Consider the following 18,366-nt stretch of genomic DNA (forward strand, 5'->3'; position numbering starts at 1 on the left):
TTAAGTTATTTTACGTCGAAATAAAAGTATAGATGCGCTTCGTTTAGCGCATTTAGTATTGTTTTAACAATAACTTAAGGAAGAGCGATTATGCACCTTAAAAACGGCAACGCAGTGAAAAACGTGTTCACACTAAGCACACTCACCGCTTCTTGTCTTATGGCCTTCAATAGCTACGCAGCAGTTGACTGTGCCCTTCTAGAAACTTGGCAATCATCAAAAGTTTATAACGGTGGCGACCAAGTTCAGCATGAAGGTAATGCTTATAAAGCGCGTTACTGGACGCAAAACAACAATCCAGCGCAATCTGGTGAGTGGGGCGAGTGGGAAACACTTGGCGCTTGTGATGGCACTGGACCGGTTGATCCACCTCAGAATGAAGTCCCGACGGTTACTCTGACATCGCCTTCTGCGTCGGCTTCTGTGACTGCGGGTGATGTTGTTAACCTAGCTGCAGATGCGGCAGATACTGATGGGACTGTTAGCAAAGTAGAGTTCTTTGTTGATGGTGTATTAGTTGGTCAGGCAACGTCTGCGCCGTATGCTGCATCGTGGACAGCAACTGAAGGACAGCACGAGTTCTCTACCAAGGCCTATGACGATGCAGGTGCCGTTAGTACGGCAAGTGTTGTGACGTTAACTGTGGCATCAGCGCAACCTGGTAACGAAGCGCCGACAGTGGATGTCGCGCTTTCTGCGAGCTCTATTGACCTGGGTGGTTCCGTAACACTGACTGCAAATGCTACGGATGCGGATGGTACCGTTGCTAAAGTTGATTTTTATGTTGCAGGTGTGCTTGCTGGCACTGCTACAACAGCGCCATACACGCTGGATGTAACCCCTTCACAAGCTGGCTCATTGAGTGTTTATGCGAGAGCAACCGATGATGCTGGAGCAACAGCAGATTCTGCAATTGCGACGTTAACAGTAAACGGCGGCGCAGTGACATCTGATTGTCGTCCTGATGGTCTTTATCAAACAACGGGTGTAGATGTTCCTTACTGTTCTATTTATGACGAAGAAGGCCGTGAGAAAATGGGGGCTGATCACCCACGTCGTGTAATCGGCTACTTCACCAGTTGGCGATCAGGTGACGACCCACAATCGACTTACCTTGTTAAAGACATTCCTTGGGAACAACTTACTCACATTAACTACGCGTTTGTGAGCATTGGTTCTGACGGCAAAGTAAACGTTGGCGACGTAAATGATCCTAACAACCCTGCTACAGGTAAAACTTGGCCAGGCGTTGAGGTAGATCCCGCTCTTGGTTTTAAAGGTCATTTTGGTGCGCTAGCAACTTACAAGCAAAAACATGATGTTAAAACGCTAATCTCGATTGGTGGTTGGGCTGAAACGGGCGGTCACTTCGATACGAACGGCGATCGTGTAGCTGATGGTGGCTTCTACACCATGACGACGAATGCGGACGGTTCTATTAATCATGCTGGTATTGAGAAGTTCGCAACTTCAGCCGTTGAAATGATGCGTCAGTACAAGTTCGATGGCCTGGATATTGACTATGAATACCCGACGTCAATGGCTGGTGCTGGTAACCCTTACGACAAAGACTTCATGGAACCACGTCGTCAGTATTTATGGGCGTCTTACCAAGAGCTGATGAAAGTATTGCGTGAGAAACTTGATGCGGCATCCGCGCAAGATGGTATTCATTATATGCTGACTATCGCAGCACCATCTTCAGGTTACTTGCTACGTGGGATGGAAACCTTCGATGTAACTAAGTACCTAGACTACGTAAACATCATGTCTTACGACTTGCATGGGGCTTGGAATGATCACGTTGGTCATAACGCGGCTTTATTCGATACAGGTAAAGACTCTGAGCTAGCGCAGTGGAACGTATACGGCACTGCTGCATACGGTGGTATCGGTTACTTGAACACAGACTGGGCTTACCATTACTTCCGTGGTTCTATGCCAGCAGGTCGTATCAACATTGGTGTTCCTTACTACACCCGTGGTTGGCAAGGTGTTACTGGTGGCGAAAATGGCCTTTGGGGCCGAGCGGCACTACCAAACCAAGCAGAGTGCCAACCGGGCACAGGTGAAGGTGAGAAGAACAACTGTGGTCACGGCGCTATTGGTATCGACAACATGTGGCATGATACCGACCCTAAAGGAAACGAAATGGGCGCTGGTTCTAACCCAATGTGGCATGCTAAGAACCTAGAAAACGGTATATGGGGCTCTTACGCAGCTGCTTACGGTCTTGACCCAGTCAACGATCCTTCAGATAAGTTTGTTGGTACTTATACTCGTCATTACGATAGCGTTGCTGTAGCACCTTGGTTGTGGAACGCGGAGAAGAGCGTATTCCTATCTACGGAAGATAAAGCTTCTATCGAGGTGAAAGCCGATTACGTTATCGATAAAGAGATCGGCGGTATCATGTTCTGGGAACTAGCCGGTGACTACAACTGTTACGTACTGGATGCAAATGGTAATCGTACGGCAGTAGATGCAACTGAACAAGCTTGTGCGGCGGGTAATGGTGAATACCACATGGGTAACACTATGACCAAAGCTATCTACGACAAGTTTAAGTCTGCGACGCCTTACGGTAATAAAGTAGCGACTGGTCCAACACCAACTGAAGCAGTAGACATTACTGTTAGTGTTGGCGGCTTCAAAGTTGGCGATCAAAACTACCCAATTAACCCGAAAATCACGTTTACGAACAACACTGGTCAAGCGATCCCTGGCGGTACTGAATTCCAATTCGATATCCCAGTATCTGCGCCGGACAACGCGAAAGACCAATCAGGTGGTGGTTTGAAAGTAATTGCTTCTGGACATACTCGAGCAAACAACATTGGTGGCTTAGATGGCGTAATGCACCGTGTGTCGTTCTCTCTACCAGCATGGAAAGACTTGCCGGCGGGCGGCACTTACGAGCTTGATATGGTTTACTACCTACCAATCTCTGGTCCGGCTAACTACTCAGTGATTTCTGGTGGTAAAGAGTTTGCGTTTAAGTTTGAACAGCCAGCTCTACCAATTGGTGATCTCAATGCGGGCACGGGTGGTGGTACCACTGAACCAGGTACGTGTGATACGACAGGTTTAGTGACATACCCAGCTCTGCCACAAACGGATTGGGCAGGTAATCCAAGCCACGCTAACCAAGGTGATAAGATCATCCACAACGGTGTGGTTTACCAAGCGAACTGGTGGACAGCGGCTGAACCGGGTACAGATGGTAGCTGGTCAACGGTATGTAACATCTAATTATTATGGATTATTTGTTATAGCCTAATGTTTACAGGCACTTAAACAAAAGCGCACGATGATTATCGTGCGCTTTTTTGTTGTGATAGTTTGTCGTTTAATCGAATTGGTAACTTTCGGGTATGACGACAATACCTTTGTCTGAGATTTTAAATCGCTTCGCATCTTCAAGTTTATTGATGCCAATTTGAGTATGTGGCGGAATACGAACATGTTTATCAACTATGCAGTTGACCAACTGACTTCCTTCACCGACTTCTACGTCATCAAAAATGATGGAATCGACTACCGTTGCACTATCTTGAATGCGTACATTAGAGGAAATAATGGAGTGCTGTACCGAGCCTCCGGAATTGATGACACCGGTAGCAATGATGGAGTTAATAAAAATGCCTTCATTACCCGTGGCCGACGATACAGTACGAGCTGGTGGAAACTGCGGCTCGTAAGTACGAATCGCCCAATTGGACTGATAAAGGTTCATTGGTGGCACAGGTTCTAGTAGATCCATATTCGCTTCATAGAAGGAATCAATGGTACCCACGTCGCGCCAATAGCAATCTTTATCGACGCGCCCTTTACTGCCACAGAATTGATAAGCGTAAACGGATTCGGTATCAATCAGCTTAGGTATGATGTCTTTTCCGAAGTCATGGCTTGATGAATCGAGTTTTGAGTCTTCTTCAAGCGCTTCTTTCAAAACATCCATATCAAAGATATATATTCCCATAGAAACAAGGCTTCTGGTCGCGCTTCCAGGAAGAGTAGGTGGGGTTTCAGGTTTCTCTATAAACGAAGTAACGAGCCCGTTTGCTGCGGTGCCCATTACACCGAATGCTGAAGCATCCTCTACGGGAACATCCATACAGGCAACGGTGAGCTTAGCACCTTTCTCTTTATGCTCTTCAAGCATTGCGGCGTAGTCCATTCGATAGATATGATCGCCGGATAACACAACCACATACTTTGCATCATTTCGCGATAGCAACCACATGTTGTGATAAATCGCATCGGCGGTTCCTTCATACCATGCACCACCTTTGCGCATTTGTGGTGGAACAGCAGTAATGTACTCGCCTAGCTCTGGATTGAATATCGACCAGCCGTCTCGTAAGTGTTTTTGAAGTGAATGAGATTTATATTGGGTTAAAACAAGGATCTTGCGTAAACCCGAATGTAAACAATTGGTTAGTGTGAAATCTATAATTCTATATTTTCCGCCAAAAGGTACGGCTGGCTTGGTTCTGTCATCGGTGAGTGGGCTGAGTCTAGACCCCATCCCTCCTGCTAAAATTACGGCGAGTGCGTCTTCCATAGTATTCCCTTTCCCTTTTCTCACATGCATCAAAACGGTGCTAACCTGAAGGAGGTGGTATGCAACGCAGAGGTTTTGAAAAGCATGTGCTAATGTGCTTATTAGTGAAAAGTCTACTACAAGAATCGAGCCATAGAATATCTCCTTAAAAATCAAGGAGGTTAAAATTTCACTGTAAGACAACTGCACCATATTAGTGAAGCGCTAAATAGCCCGTGCATCAAATTGGCGCAAAATTGTAGAAAGGAGAAGTCAAAAAGTATGGATTTACAATGTAAAGTGGCGACAAAACAAGAAGATAAATAGGGTTTTCTAGCTTAATAACTATGGCTAAACAAGGCTTAGGGTTAGCCTCTTAACTCTAAAGGTCTAAAACAGGCGCGTTGATGTAAGGCAGGAGAGCTTTGTATCAACAATTCAAGAGTAGAAGGCCTGAGACAACTCTTTTCACAGTTGTTGAGAGTGAGTGGATAGGTAAGTAGACCACTCACTTAATGAATATGCTCACTTCACTGATAGCGATACGTTATCACTGTACTAAGAGAGACCGATGATATTTCCTTCATCATCAAGATCTAAATTCATAAATGCGGGTTTATCAGGTAAGCCTGGCATCGTCATCACGGTACCAGATAATGCGTAAACGAATCCTGCGCCCGCACACAAGCGCAGCTCGCGGATTGGGACGGTAAAACCAGTTGGTGCGCCTTTGACTGCGGAGTCTGTGGTTATCGATAGTGGTGTCTTCGCGATGCAAACCGCTAAGTTGTTAAAGCCTAATTGCTCAAAATGTTTGAGCTGTTCAGTCGCGATAGGAGTCATTTCTATATTGGTTGCTCCATAGCCCGCTTCACATACTGCCATGAGCTTTTCGAGTAATGATTGCTCTTTGTTGTATAACGGACAAAACTCTACAGGCGTGGTACACGCATCAATAACATGTTGAGCTAGTTCCGTTGCGCCTTGTCCGCCTTGCGAAAAAGCGGTGCTGATGGCTACTTTAACTTCGGGATTAAATTGGTGAATCAGCTCTTCAAGAGCTTTAAGCTCTTTCACACAATCTTGTGGAAACTGGTTAATGGCAACGACAGCAGGTAAACCGTATTTATGAACGTTATTTATGTGCCATTTTAAATTTTCAAACCCAGCCTCCAATGCTGCTTGGTCCGGATTAAAGATGGAATCTGGAATAGCCATACCTGGCCGTAAATCGTAGTGTCCGGAATTCGCTTTGAGGCCGCGTAATGTTGCTACGATCACTACACAGTCAGGAGCTTTGTTGGCGGCAGCAGCTTTAATGTTACACGCTTTCTCGAATCCCATATCCGAACCAAAACCGGCTTCAGTTACCGTGTAACCTGACAGTTTTAGCGCAATATCGTCCGCGATAATGGATGAATTTCCATGGGCGATGTTTGCAAATGGACCTGCATGGATCAACGTAGGAACACCTTCTAGAGTTTGCATCAGTGTTGGTGCAATCGCCTCTTTTAGTGTTACTGCCATTGCTCCTGCAACTTGTAGATCTTCCGTAGTGACGGGGTTTCCGTTCAAATCGTACGCTACGACAATTTTCCCAATACGTTGACGTAAATCTTTTAAATCTTTGGCTAGTGCAATGATAGCCATTAACTCGGAAGCGGCTGAAATATCGAACCCTTCGTCACGCTCGAAACCATTGATGGTTTTTCCTGCATCATTGAGGCCAATTTTGACTTTACGTAGTGCACGATCATTATGGTCCATCACTCGTTTCCAAGTAATACTTGCCGTGTCGATTTTAAGTGCTCTTAACCCGGTGCGTGATTCAAAGGCATCATAACCCTCGCGTTGCTCATGGAACAAGCGAGCGTCAAGAGCGGCTGAAGCAAGGTTGTGCGCCGCTGTCACTGCGTGAATGTCACCAGTAAGGTGTAAGTTTAACTCTTCCATTGGAGCTACTTGAGAATAACCACCGCCCGCTGCGCCACCTTTAATACCGAAGACGGGGCCCATCGAAGGTTGCCTTATACATGCAATAACAGATTGATTAAGCTTTGCTAAACCTTGCGCCAGTCCTATCGTCGTAACGGTTTTTCCTTCGCCAAGAGGAGTCGGCGTGATCGCAGTGACGAGTACAAGTTTACCGTCATCATTTGCTTTGAGTCGTTCCAAACATTTTGGGTGGACTTTGGCTTTGTGCTTCCCGTGAGTGTCATACTCTTCGGGCAATAGTCCTACTTTTTCCGCGATAACATCAATAGAAGAAAGTGGTGTGTTTCGGCAAATTTCGATATCTGACTGCATGGAGAATCCCCAAAGTGGCACACAAGTAGCGTTGAAAAACTACCTGAGTTATAACGAGTATTATTGTGAGGCAAAGCTCTGCTTGGTGATGGTACTGTTTCGGTTAGGCTTGTAAAGAGTTTACTGCTTCGTATTGTGCGACATACTAACGAAATCTACTCGTTATAGTGCTAGATAAAAACAAAAAGGCCACCAAATGGTGACCTTGATATATTTTTAGCTTTAAAGCTGTCGTTTTAACGATCCCAATAAGTCTCTTCTAAGCTATCTTCTCGTTCAGGAAGCGCTCGCGATAGGCGAGGAGAGTGCTGCGTCAACACTTCATAGCTTACTCGGTTTGCGTATTTACAGATCTGAGAAAGCGAGGAGTAGGTTAAGCATCGTACTTCGTGCTTTTCTGAGTTAGGCACTTCTTTTTGGTGGAAAGAGTTTGCTGCCATGTCATGCAGTAAGGCTGAAAGGGCTGCATCACCTGCACCGTTAGTGTTCTTAATCTCTAGTGGTCCACCAAGGTAAGGGCCGATGTGAGAGTAGACCTTCATTGGGTTTTGACAGTCTTCTTTACGCATCGCACGACTAAACTCGTACTGGTTAAAGGCTTCGAGGGAGCTTTCAAGGATGTCGTGTGTGGTTTCTCGTTTTACTTTCTCGTCGGTGTAACCAGCCATATACAGACCATTTGGTCCTGCTGTACAAAGTACGAGATCAACCCATTCAAGTGCTTTATCAGCAGCTGCTAGCGGCTCTGTTTCACCTGTTAGCGCCGCACCTTCTTCTTCATTCATAGCGACAACAGAAATGTTTTCGCGAATGTATTCTTGCCACCACTGTGCGTTACCTTCGATAACGTACTTTGTCCCTAGCGTAAGTACAACAGGGACATCGTGCTTCTTAGCAAAGTCGATCGCTCTTTGTACCGCTTTAGGCATTGGATCTTCTTTTTTACCACGCATTAGGTAAGAAGAAACAACCAGGGCTGATGCTTTCTCAAAGATCTCTTCAGGAATGCTTTCCGGAAGTAGTTGATTCATATGACCTTCGTTGATAGCAAATGTACGCTCACCGTCTTGAGAAATTAGGGTGTAGCAGCGACCAATAGGGCCATCTACCGTTTGTAAATGGTTAAGGTTCATGCGTGAAGACGTACGGCAAAGGTAGCGGTAAGCAAAAGAACCGACTTGAATGTTCTTAGACATCACACCGAGCAAAACGGATTTGCTATCGGCTAAAACCGAGTAGTTGTGAAGAGTATTGCCAATCGTGTCACCTGGGTATTGGTGTGTGATCAGGCCTTGCTCAACCAGTTCTTCGTAAAGTGCATCTGCTTTGCTTTCTTCAAGAACGAGCGAATGTCCTTTACTCAGGTTGTATTTCTCTAAAAACGCGTCATCTACACGTGCTTCGATATCTACAATGGTTTGACCGACACCAACAATAGTTGGGCGATATAGCTTAGGTGCCTGTCGGATTTGGTTTACTAATGGATCTCGAGCGTGAGTTGGGAAGTAGTGTTTAGATTTACGCTGACCAGGAAACTTCATGCTTGTTCTTGAGTGAGAAAAAAAAGACGCGGGATTGTATCACAAAAAAATGAAAATCGTGGTGATTTATTACAAAGAAGTCTGCTCGCTGAAAAAATCAGCGAGCTGAGTAAATAGCAACCAAAGCAGCTGCAATTTATGGCGCTTGTCGTATTGCAATGGGTTGTTTTTTAAACTTGTTGCTCAGCAGCGCCCGGAAAGAGCCTGCTCCGCGCTAACTAAATTTACCCGCGTTACTTTTTCACTTCAGTTGGCTCAACGTAAGCCTTGGTACCCCAAAGTGGGACTGTCGAAAGGCTATGCTTAAAACTACCATCGGTCTCTTTTGTTGTATAAGACAAGTAGAGTAAGGTTTGGTTATCGGCATCATAAATACGGCGAACCTTCATTGTTTTGAAGAAAATGCTTTTTGACTTCTTAAATACAATTTCACCGGACTTACTCTTATCTATTTTTGCAATCATTTCCGGTGTGATTTCGCCAGTCTGACGACATGATATTGAGCTATCACTTGGATCTGCTAAGCTGAAATCCGCTTCGATAGAGGCGATGTGACATGTGACACCTGTTACCACCTCGTCTTTCAACTCACCGACTTTGATGTCTTTCAAAGTAAACCAACCGAGCCCCACGTCAGCAACATCGTTATCTGAACAACCAACTAGAGTAGTAGCAAGCAATGCACTTAACAGCATCTTTTTCATTATTTTTGTCCTTAACTAGGAAAGATATTGATGAAATCTATCAGAGGTTTGCACCTAAAACAAAATTTAGCCACGGAAAGGTCTATGTGCGCTAGGTTTGTTGCGGGCTTCATGCTAATGTACTGCTCTAAACGAAGGTATCAAGATGAATGAACAACAGTTAGCCAGTATCGAGCGTAAAAATACATGGCTGTATGATCTGGTCGAAGTTGAATTTCCGACACCAGAGAGTTTGAAAGGGCGCGATGTCTATTTCAAAACGCTAGAAAAAGCAACGTATCAAGTAGTCGACAAAGACACACTACTGGAAAGTGACTCTGAATTTAACCCCGACGATATTTTTCTGGTCGATTTTCATCGACTGACCATTATGTTCTCTATCTTGCAATCTCAGCGCTGGGAACAGCAGTATGATAAAGATATGATCATTGAATATCTGACACAGATTATCCTCACGCCAGATTTTGAATTATATGTTGGTTTTAAATCAGGAGTCCCAATTGGTGCTGCTATTGTTAGCCATCTCGAAGGAAATACACTCATCTCTGATGTTGCTGTTTCTGAATCAAAATACAAAAGCTCGTTTGTGGCTGATCTGGCTAAAAGACTAAGCACCGAGCAAAAACTGTTAGACTCAGTGGTTATCGAAGACTAACTTACACATCAATGTGCATAAAAAGTAAAGCAAGATGACGTTGGGTGATCTTGCTTAGAAAAACTGTAATTGCTCCCTTCTATTTCCATGAAATGCCAAGCTCGTCGTTTCAACAATCCCAAACTCAAATAAGATTAATCCAAACATTCTTAAAATCAGCTTGGGCTTGAGCCTTTAAGACGTCTGGAGATGGCTATGGCAATTACCAATATTAAGTGCGTGATATTTGACTGTGATGGTACGTTGGTCGACAGCGAAAGACTGTGTTGCCAAGCGCTCGTCAATGTATTTAACCAGCATGGGGCTGAGTTAACGATGGAAGAGTGCGTTTCTCACTTTAAAGGAGGAAAGCTCGCTGACATCCTTTTAGATACTAAAGAATTGAAAGATATCAAAGTCCCAATTGATGTTTTAGAGCCGCAATACCGAGAAGAAGTCCAGTCTCTTTTTGTGCGTCACTTACAGCCGATGGATGGCGCAAAACGATTAATTCAGTTTTTGGATTCGCATAATATCGAATATTGTGTGGCGTCTAATGGACCTAAAGATAAAATTGAATACGCTTTGGAGTTAACCGGTTTACTCGATGCTTTCCGAGGGAAAGTGTTCTCGGCATTCGATGCGAATAGTTGGAAGCCTGAGCCCGATTTAATCATGTACAGTGCTATGAGCATGGGCTTTTTACCAAGTGACTGTCTTTATATTGATGACACGCCTAAAGGAGTCGAGGCGGGACTAAACGCCGGTATCAAAACGGTGCAGTTATTTAATGGTGAAGCTATCAATCTTGTTGATGACGAGCGTGTAATTCGCATCCATCATTTAGATGAATTAAAAGAGCAGCTGTGTGGCTGCTCTGTTTGACCTACTAATGGCAAACCGGACTCAAGCTGTGGATGTGCTTAAGTTTAGACTGTAGGTAAGGCGTTTGATGTAGACATTGGATAGATGAGAAGTTTTTTGTATGAAATCCACAAGCAGCGCATGTGAATTTCTCGCCATCCGATGAAATGAGATATTCATCTCCTTGGCAGAGTGGGCAGTTCAGGTTCTCTATGTCTTTTGTGTCTTTGTAATTATTCATATTGTTTTCCAGCAGCAAATTGGAATTGGCAAGATCAAGCATAGCGGAACGCTTTGTTTAAGAACATTATTTCATCCGGTACAGCGAGAACTTGAGATTCACTTCAAATATCCACTTGGATGTCGTAGAAAATATCGAAGGTAATAGTTGAACACGGTTTAAAGAAAAGGGCTCCTTAAGGAGCCCTTGTTGATCATAAGTTCCACAACGTTATGCGGTGCGGTAGCGTTGTAATATCTCACCAAGAGAAACGGAGGCTTGCGTGAGATTAGCGACGCCAGCGGTAGATTGCTCCGCCACTTCTCTGATTGTGCTTGATTGACTACGAATTTCTGAAAGTTCCGATGCAATATCGTTAGCAACTGCGCTTTGTTCTTCAGCAGATGTGGAAATCTGAATGCTCATGTCCATTAATGAGCGTGCTGACTCGGCAATAGAGGTAACATCATGGCCGATTTCATCAATAAGCTGGCTGCTGGTTTGAGCTTGCTGAACGGTTCGGTTGGTGATTGAAGCAATGTTCTGGCTCTCAATTTGAAGCTTCTCAATCATGGCTTGGATCTCTACTGTTGCCTGTTGAGTTCTGCTTGCTAATGTACGTACTTCATCGGCAACCACTGCAAATCCACGACCTTGTTCACCAGCACGGGCTGCTTCGATTGCTGCGTTTAGTGCCAACAGATTAGTTTGTTCTGAAATGGCGTTAATCGTTGTGATCACGTCATTAATCTGCGTCGTATTCTCGTTTAAATTGGTTACTGACGTAGAGGCTTGTTCAATATAGCTAGATAACGTCTCTATCTCGCCAATCACGTTTTGTACACGGCTTCTGCTTAGTTCGATCTTCTGGGCATCTTGGTCTGACTGCGTCGTTGCTTGTTGAGAAATACTTGATACCTCCTTTGCAGAGGCTGTCATTTCTTCCATTGCCGTCGCGACTGAATCAAGCGTTTGATATTGATGAGATATCTGGGTTTCACTCAACTGCATATCTTTTTCGAATGCAGAAGATGTCTCGCTCAACATCGTTGCATTATTTTTAACACTATTAACCAGTTCACTTAAGGTATCCATAGACTTGTCTAGCGCACAGCCGATGGTACCGAATTCATCTCGACCTGGATGGAAACCAAGACGAGAGGTTAAGTCACCGTCACCAATTTTTTCGGTTGTTGTATATAAAACCCACAGAGCTCCTCCGATAAACGTTGCCACCCAGTAAGAGAATAGGGCAAAAGGAATAACCCATAAGAAGCTGAGTAATAGTGACGATAGAGCTGATGATTTTAACGATTCGTATTGTGTGGACACATTTTGAGTCAGCTTAATCACTTCCCCAGAATGCAACTTGGCATAAGCGGTCACAGACCCATCGACAAAAGAACTCTCGCTTACGCGGTTCGATTTCGATACGCCGTCAATTTCTGTAGCGCGGTTTGATTGAGCATCAACGATACCAGAAAGCTTCGCTTCGCTCGCCGAGATGGCTTGCTGCTCAAATTGTTGTATTTCATTGAAGTAGCGGCTTCCAGCCACTGAAGTGAGGGCTACTAAAAACAGTAGGAATATAACCCACATTTTGTCGTTGATAGACATCTTGATAAACAGCCTGTCTATCGTTCTAAACTCAACTTCTCTCATTTAAAGCTCCATTAGAGATAAAAGATATTGACCAAATCTATTGCTATATCGAAACAAAATATGCGAAGTTAATCAGCAAAATATGTAACGAATACTAAATTTAGTTTAAGAAATGAGATCTAAGGACGCCTATAACAGTATGTTATATCTTTAAATTGACATGAATGTTGATAAAAGAGTCATTTCTCTAAAGTGTTAAGCGGATATGAAACCTAATTGCAATCGTTTACTTTTGATTATGCTCATAGGTTTTTAAATCTTTACTTCTCGCTGTCATGAATGTGTCATATAAAGACTATAAAAAGGAGTTGCTGATGTGGATATGGCAAGAGTCAGGCCGTCAGCAAGTAAAAGCAAGAGAGCTTAAAATAAAGGAGGTCACAATGAGCGACCAATACCAAAACGATGAGAGCCTAGAGCTGCTAGATGCGCTTGAAATTGGCATTATCTTGTCGGAATACGTTGGCTCAGACAACGAAGCCGAATAGCGGAACACTCTCATCTCGTCGTAATTGACGTTATACTAGGTTCATGTCACACCAAGCCCTAGAGGCCAAAACTGGCGTCGAATGAACTTTCTAGCCCACCTGCATATCGCAGATCACAGTAACAGCCATTTATTGGGAAACTTGCTTGGAGACTTCGTAAAAGGAGATCCAAGCAAGCTATATGAGCGCGATATCTCAAACGGCATCAGATTACATAGATTTGTTGACCGTATTACTGATCATCATCCAATCGTCAACGAATGTAAGCCTCATTTCACTGGTGTTGCGCGACGTTTTGCACCTATCGCTTTGGATATGTTTTGGGATCATTGCCTCGCAAAACACTGGAACGACTTTCATTCCGAGCCTCTCGAACACTTTGTCCAAACGGCATACGAGAGAGTAAACCGAGAGGTTCATGAACATTTGCCGCCACGTTTTTTGGTGCTCCACAGCAGAATGTGGCATGGCCGATGGCTTCAATCCTATCAAGATCTAGACAATATAGAATTTGCACTACATCGGATGTCGCAAAGAAGTCCTAGGATGGCAGACTTAACCACAACATTTAAAGTGATTGAAAGTGATTACACCGAATTAGAAGAGAAGTTCTCGTCACTTTATCGAGATGTTTTGCGCCAGTCGTATGATTTTCAGCAACAGCTTAATGACTCAACTCAATGAGACAGAAAAGTAGTATGGCTTTAGGGGCTCTGGTAAACTCTGCGCTCCAAAAATAATGAGGTTACACATGTCTGTTAATTTTGCTGATTTAGGCATCGAACAAAAGCTAATCGAGACGCTAGGCAATCTAAATATCGTGACGCCAACACCAGTGCAAGAAAAGTCAATTCCACACGTCCTTGCAGGAAAAAACTTACTTGCTGCTGCACAAACTGGTACGGGAAAAACGGCTGCGTTTGGTTTACCTATCATACAAACCGTTCAGCAAAAGAAACTTAACGGCACACCTCAAGCATTGATTTTGGTTCCAACACGCGAGCTTGCACAGCAGGTATTTGATAATTTGAATCAGTACTCGGCAGAAACAGAACTTCGCATTGTGTGTGTTTATGGTGGTACAAGCATTGGCGTACAAAAGAGAAAGTTAGAAGAGGGCGCTGATATTTTGATTGCCACGCCAGGCCGCCTTTTGGATCACCTGTTTAATGGTAACGTAAACATCTCTAAAACCGGTATGCTCGTGTTAGACGAAGCCGACCGTATGTTAGATATGGGATTTTGGCCTGACTTGCAGCGCATCTTCCGACGTTTACCTGCAGAGAAACAGATCCTATTGTTCTCTGCGACATTTGAGAAGCGAATCAAAACTATTGCGTATAAACTCATGGAATCGCCAGTTGAAGTCGAAGTTTCACCAGCAAATACGACTGCTGAAACGGTAACACAAATGGTTTATCCAGTGGATAAAAAACGGAAACGTGAATTGCTAGCGTACTTAATTGGCTTGCGGAATTGGCAGCAAGTGCTGGTATTTACAAAAACGAAGCAAGGCAGTGATGAGTTAGCGAAAGAGCTCAAGTTAGATGGCATCAAAGCGGTTTCTATCAACGGTGATAAATCACAGGGTGCCCGCCAAAGAGCTTTGGATGAATTTAAACAAGGTAAGGTACGTGCTTTGATTGCAACCGATGTGGCAGCACGAGGGTTAGATATTCAAGAGCTAGAACAAGTCGTGAACTTTGATATGCCATTCAAAGCAGAAGATTATGTCCATCGAATTGGCCGCACTGGAAGAGCAGGAAAGTCAGGTTTGGCGGTTTCTCTGATGAGTAGAGATGAGGAGTACTTGTTGCAAGCTATCGAGAACCTGCTTGATCAACGCTTACCCCAAGAATGGCTGGCAGGTTTCGAACCAAGTCTTGTAGAAGAAGTTGAGCCTGAACAAAATGGGGGTGGGCGCCGTCGTAGTCGTTCATCTGAGAAGCGTAAGCTAAAAGCAAAATTGGCGATTCATAAGAATCGTGGTAAATCACGTAGCTCTCGCTAAACCGCGCAAACTTTTGTTCTTACATAGTCAGGCTGTTTTTGCCTCTTCATAGACGTCTAACGTTTGGGGGATAGCAAGTAGGTACCCTTGATACATATCGAAACCGAGCTTTTTCATTAAGCGAAGTTGATGCTCGGTTTCAATTCCTTCGATAACGGTTTTAGAGCATAACGCTTTTGCGAGTGATAATGCATCGTTAAGCGCTTTAAAATCACCGTTTTCATACCTTAGCAATAAAGAGCGATCCATCTTGATTATATCTGGGCAAACGCTTCTCACTCGCTCAGTTGTCGATGCATTGACGCCATAATCGTCAATCGCTAATTTAAATCCTTCAAGACTTAACTCCCGAGCAGCTTGAGACAAAGAGAGTTCATCCTCCACCTTCAATTCAAGTAACTCCATGACGATTTGTTCATTCATCAAATGCGATTCATAAATGGTTTGTTTTAGCAGTCGGTTATAAGTGATGTCTTTGACTAGTATCTCTGCCGCTACCGGTAATACATTGAGAAACAATTGTTTTGTGTGAAAGCGAGACTGAGAGAAATTTTTGATATGGATTAGGCGACTTAAGCGTTCAACATTGAGCAAATCTTGAGTGGGAGTCGCTTTGGATTGGAAAAACTGATCTGGCCTAACCATGGTGCCATTGGCATTACTAATTCTTACCAGTGCTTCAAGGCCAACGATGGAAATATCGTTCTTATATATGGGTTGAAAGACACTGCGGAGAGTGAAGTTCGCGTATTTCGCAATATACTGCCCGTCGGCTTCTTTCCGGATGCAACTAAGTAGTTGCGAGATGCTCATCATTGTTACCACAACCTAAATCAATGTCTCAACATCAGCGTTATCGCGCTAATTTTTCTATTTCATTGGCAATGAATCTAAGTGTGCTCATTAACTCAAGCAAGAACGATGGTAATGGATGGGTAGTTTTGTCGAGTGATATCAAACAAATTGATGAAATAATTGATAATCTCAGCACTTCAATTTGATGCTACCATTGCAGTACGGCATACAACTGCAAATATTTTCTGACTAACTGCTGTTTGTTCGAACGCCGTAAAGGATGCCCAAACTTAATGTAACAAGGGCTAATACCGAATCGAGTGTCCAAAGATTGCGTGAGTTGCGACTCGCTGGTGTACAGTGTGATTCCTTGTTCTGTGTATTCGTTGATCTGATCGGGTAGTTCACCCATCCACCAATGAAGTAATTCTCGGCTCGTTTTGCTGCGACTTATCCAATGATCGCAAACCAAAAAGAGTAGGTCATTAGGCTGTAAGGCATAGCCATATTCACTCTGCCATTCCGTAATTGATGAGAGTAAGTTTTCCCGGCAAGATTTTCCGGCACTGACCATATGGTGACTCAGAACCCAGACAGTGCCAATGTCGGATGAAATTCGATAGTGATGGGGAAGGTCTGGAGAATCCAACACTTCGATTGGCTTTATCACGCAGTTGTATCCAAAGTGACGAAAAGTATGTTCCATCCTTCTTGAAAACGCGAGACCAAGATGATGCTCACTCATGCCTTGGTTATGCACCGCAGGGTAATGCTTTTCACACAGCTTAAGACAGTCGTCTTGAAAATCATTAACACTTTGAATAACTAGGTCGAGTAGCAAAGAATATCCCTTAATAATTACAAAACGAACTGCAAAAGGTTAGCATAGTCTTTTGAGAATAGACTAATTTACTTCGGCAACTTCTTGATCTAAACACCAAATTTCTCACAAATGACCGTGTCTAATCTTTAATAGAACAACACGAAAGAAGCAGAAGTTGAACAAAAATTTGAAAGGGAAAAAATGATAAAGCTAGAACGCGCACAAAAAGAGGCGCTGGCCACCGCCATTCAAGATTACATGCAAGACGAGCTAGATGTTGAAATTGGCTAGTTCGATAGTGAGTTTCTAATTGATTTTATTACAGAAAAACTAGGGCCAATTTACTATAACAAGGGTGTTGAAGATGCTAAGTTACTGGTTGAACGCAGAATGTTAGAAGTTTCCGAAGAGCTGTATGAGATAGAACAAGAAATTAAGCTGTAAGTTTCAGTTTTACAAACGATTTAAAGTTCCTTCAAAAAATTCGAACAACTTGATAGATACGGTACCATTGGCTGGATGTAAATGATGGTAAATAATCTGTTTCATATGACGTAAATAGGTTAATGTAGTGTTTCTTGCTCAGCATTAACTTAGGAATATATCTAGGAACTTGAGATGGATACACTGGTAAAGAATTACAACCTTACTGCACGCGTGATGCATTGGTTATCAGCGCTGTGCATTATTGGTCTATTTGCAGTGGGTTTGTGGATGGTCGACCTTAGCTATTACAGCGAATGGTATCGAACTGCGCCGCATTACCATCGCTCTGTCGGTATTTTACTCGCTATTTTAACTTTGGCACGCATCGTATGGAAACATGTGACGGCGTCACCAAAGGTAGAAGGCAAACGTTACGAAGTGCTTGCTGCTAAAGCAGCGCATGGTGTCATGTACCTACTATTGATCACCATCTTTGTTTCAGGTTACCTCATTTCAACGTCTGATGGACGCGGCATCGAAGTGTTTAATTGGTTCACCGTGCCAGGAGCGGGAGAGTTATTCCCAGGCCAATCAGATATTGCAGGTGAGATTCACTTCTATGCAGCTTGGGCAGTCATCCTGATTGCAGGCTTACATGCTATTGCTGCACTAAAACACCACTTTATCGATAAAGACAACACATTAAGAAAAATGTTAGGAGCTTCAAAATGAAAAAGTCACTTTTCGCTACAGGATTAGCTATCGCTATGGCACTGCCATTTGGTGCGCAAGCTGCAGATTATGTCATCGATACCAAAGGTGCTCACGCTTCAATCAACTTTAAAGTTAGCCACTTGGGTTACAGTTTCATCAAAGGTCGTTTCAATACATTTTCTGGTGACTTTTCTTTTGATGAAAACAACATTGCTGACTCAAAAGTAAATGTTGTTGTTGATACAACCAGCCTAGATTCAAACCATGCTGAACGTGACAAACACATTCGTAGTGGTGACTTCATCGATGCTGGTAAATACAGTGAAGCAACCTTTACGAGCACAAAAGTGGTTGATAAAGGCAATGGCAAACTAGATGTAACTGGTGATCTAACGCTACACGGTGTTACTAAGCCTATTACTATTGAGGCTGAATTCGTTGGTGCTGGCAGTGACCCATGGGGCGGCGAGCGCGCTGGCTTTGTTGGCAACACTCGCCTAGAGCTTGCTGACTTTGACATCCCAGTAATGGGTGCTTCAAGCTACGTCGATATGGAACTTCATATCGAAGGTATTAAGAAGTAATTAGTTCCTTTTAGATACACTAAAAGCGCTCTTCACTTGAAGAGCGC

Annotated in this window: 15 protein-coding genes and 1 pseudogene; 9 read left to right on the forward strand and 7 right to left on the reverse strand. The window is 43.6% G+C overall.

Features of this window, described 5'->3' with window-relative positions:
* Positions 1-90 precede the first annotated feature (90 nt).
* On the forward strand, positions 91-3,252 hold the full coding sequence (locus tag R7O13_RS03220) for a chitinase C-terminal domain-containing protein (protein WP_318302968.1): 3,162 nt from the start codon (positions 91-93) through the stop codon (positions 3,250-3,252).
* Between the two features lie 97 nt (positions 3,253-3,349).
* Here R7O13_RS03220 and glgC read toward each other — a convergent pair whose 3' ends face one another.
* The 4 genes from glgC to R7O13_RS03240 form a co-directional block, all read right to left on the reverse strand.
* Positions 3,350-4,567 carry a glucose-1-phosphate adenylyltransferase gene (gene glgC / locus R7O13_RS03225; RefSeq protein WP_213960955.1) on the reverse strand — a complete coding sequence of 406 codons (1,218 nt, stop codon included), beginning with the start codon at positions 4,565-4,567 and terminating at the stop codon, positions 3,350-3,352.
* 537 nt (positions 4,568-5,104) lie between these two features.
* On the reverse strand, positions 5,105-6,853 hold the full coding sequence (locus R7O13_RS03230; protein ID WP_186585332.1) for a formate--tetrahydrofolate ligase: 1,749 nt from the start codon (positions 6,851-6,853) through the stop codon (positions 5,105-5,107).
* Positions 6,854-7,089: 236 nt separating this feature from the next.
* A complete protein-coding gene (locus R7O13_RS03235) occupies positions 7,090-8,394 on the reverse strand; it encodes an inosine/guanosine kinase (protein ID WP_318302970.1) in 1,305 nt (434 codons plus the stop codon).
* A 233-nt stretch (positions 8,395-8,627) separates the two neighbouring features.
* Complete coding sequence (locus R7O13_RS03240; RefSeq protein WP_005397614.1) at positions 8,628-9,098, reverse strand: CreA family protein; 471 nt, start codon at positions 9,096-9,098, stop codon at positions 8,628-8,630.
* A 145-nt stretch (positions 9,099-9,243) separates the two neighbouring features.
* Between R7O13_RS03240 and R7O13_RS03245 the strand changes: the two genes are divergently transcribed.
* Positions 9,244-9,753 (forward strand): hypothetical protein, encoded by a 510-nt coding sequence (locus tag R7O13_RS03245; protein ID WP_005386088.1) that lies wholly within the window; start codon positions 9,244-9,246, stop codon positions 9,751-9,753.
* Between the two features lie 195 nt (positions 9,754-9,948).
* Positions 9,949-10,617 (forward strand): HAD-IA family hydrolase, encoded by a 669-nt coding sequence (locus R7O13_RS03250; RefSeq protein ID WP_031778921.1) that lies wholly within the window; start codon positions 9,949-9,951, stop codon positions 10,615-10,617.
* 430 nt (positions 10,618-11,047) lie between these two features.
* On the opposite strand, the gene R7O13_RS03255 is transcribed toward R7O13_RS03250, so the two are convergent.
* Positions 11,048-12,478, reverse strand: coding sequence for a methyl-accepting chemotaxis protein (locus R7O13_RS03255; protein WP_005376380.1), 1,431 nt, complete (start codon positions 12,476-12,478; stop codon positions 11,048-11,050).
* Positions 12,479-12,792: 314 nt separating this feature from the next.
* Here R7O13_RS03255 and R7O13_RS03260 point away from each other — a divergent pair, with 314 nt between their 5' ends.
* The 3 genes from R7O13_RS03260 (at position 12,793) to R7O13_RS03270 (ending at position 14,977) form a co-directional block, all read left to right on the forward strand.
* On the forward strand, positions 12,793-12,966 hold the full coding sequence (locus R7O13_RS03260; RefSeq protein ID WP_005376381.1) for a hypothetical protein: 174 nt from the start codon (positions 12,793-12,795) through the stop codon (positions 12,964-12,966).
* An 81-nt stretch (positions 12,967-13,047) separates the two neighbouring features.
* Positions 13,048-13,650, forward strand: a complete 603-nt coding sequence (locus tag R7O13_RS03265; protein WP_005376382.1) for an ACP phosphodiesterase — start codon at positions 13,048-13,050, stop codon at positions 13,648-13,650.
* Positions 13,651-13,717: 67 nt separating this feature from the next.
* Entirely contained in the window at positions 13,718-14,977 is a 1,260-nt protein-coding gene (locus tag R7O13_RS03270; protein WP_318302974.1) for a DEAD/DEAH box helicase, read from the forward strand.
* A gap of 27 nt (positions 14,978-15,004) precedes the next feature.
* Here the strand turns inward: R7O13_RS03270 and R7O13_RS03275 are convergent, their stop codons facing one another.
* Together R7O13_RS03275 and R7O13_RS03280 are read right to left on the reverse strand one after the other, a co-directional pair.
* Entirely contained in the window at positions 15,005-15,793 is a 789-nt protein-coding gene (locus R7O13_RS03275; RefSeq protein WP_042520834.1) for an EAL domain-containing protein, read from the reverse strand.
* Between the two features lie 187 nt (positions 15,794-15,980).
* Entirely contained in the window at positions 15,981-16,613 is a 633-nt protein-coding gene (locus tag R7O13_RS03280; protein ID WP_005376385.1) for a hypothetical protein, read from the reverse strand.
* A gap of 183 nt (positions 16,614-16,796) precedes the next feature.
* On the opposite strand from R7O13_RS03280, the pseudogene R7O13_RS03285 reads away from it, so the two are divergent.
* From R7O13_RS03285 to R7O13_RS03295, 3 genes and pseudogenes are all read left to right on the forward strand, one after another.
* A pseudogene (locus R7O13_RS03285) lies at positions 16,797-17,039 on the forward strand (DUF2164 domain-containing protein).
* Between the two features lie 174 nt (positions 17,040-17,213).
* Entirely contained in the window at positions 17,214-17,753 is a 540-nt protein-coding gene (locus R7O13_RS03290) for a cytochrome b (RefSeq protein WP_025767789.1), read from the forward strand.
* Positions 17,750-18,319 carry a YceI family protein gene (locus tag R7O13_RS03295; RefSeq protein ID WP_017634178.1) on the forward strand — a complete coding sequence of 190 codons (570 nt, stop codon included), beginning with the start codon at positions 17,750-17,752 and terminating at the stop codon, positions 18,317-18,319. The genes R7O13_RS03290 and R7O13_RS03295 overlap by 4 nt, the downstream gene beginning before the upstream one ends.
* Positions 18,320-18,366 lie beyond the last annotated feature (47 nt).

It is taken from the genome of Vibrio sp. Y176, assembly GCF_033438945.1.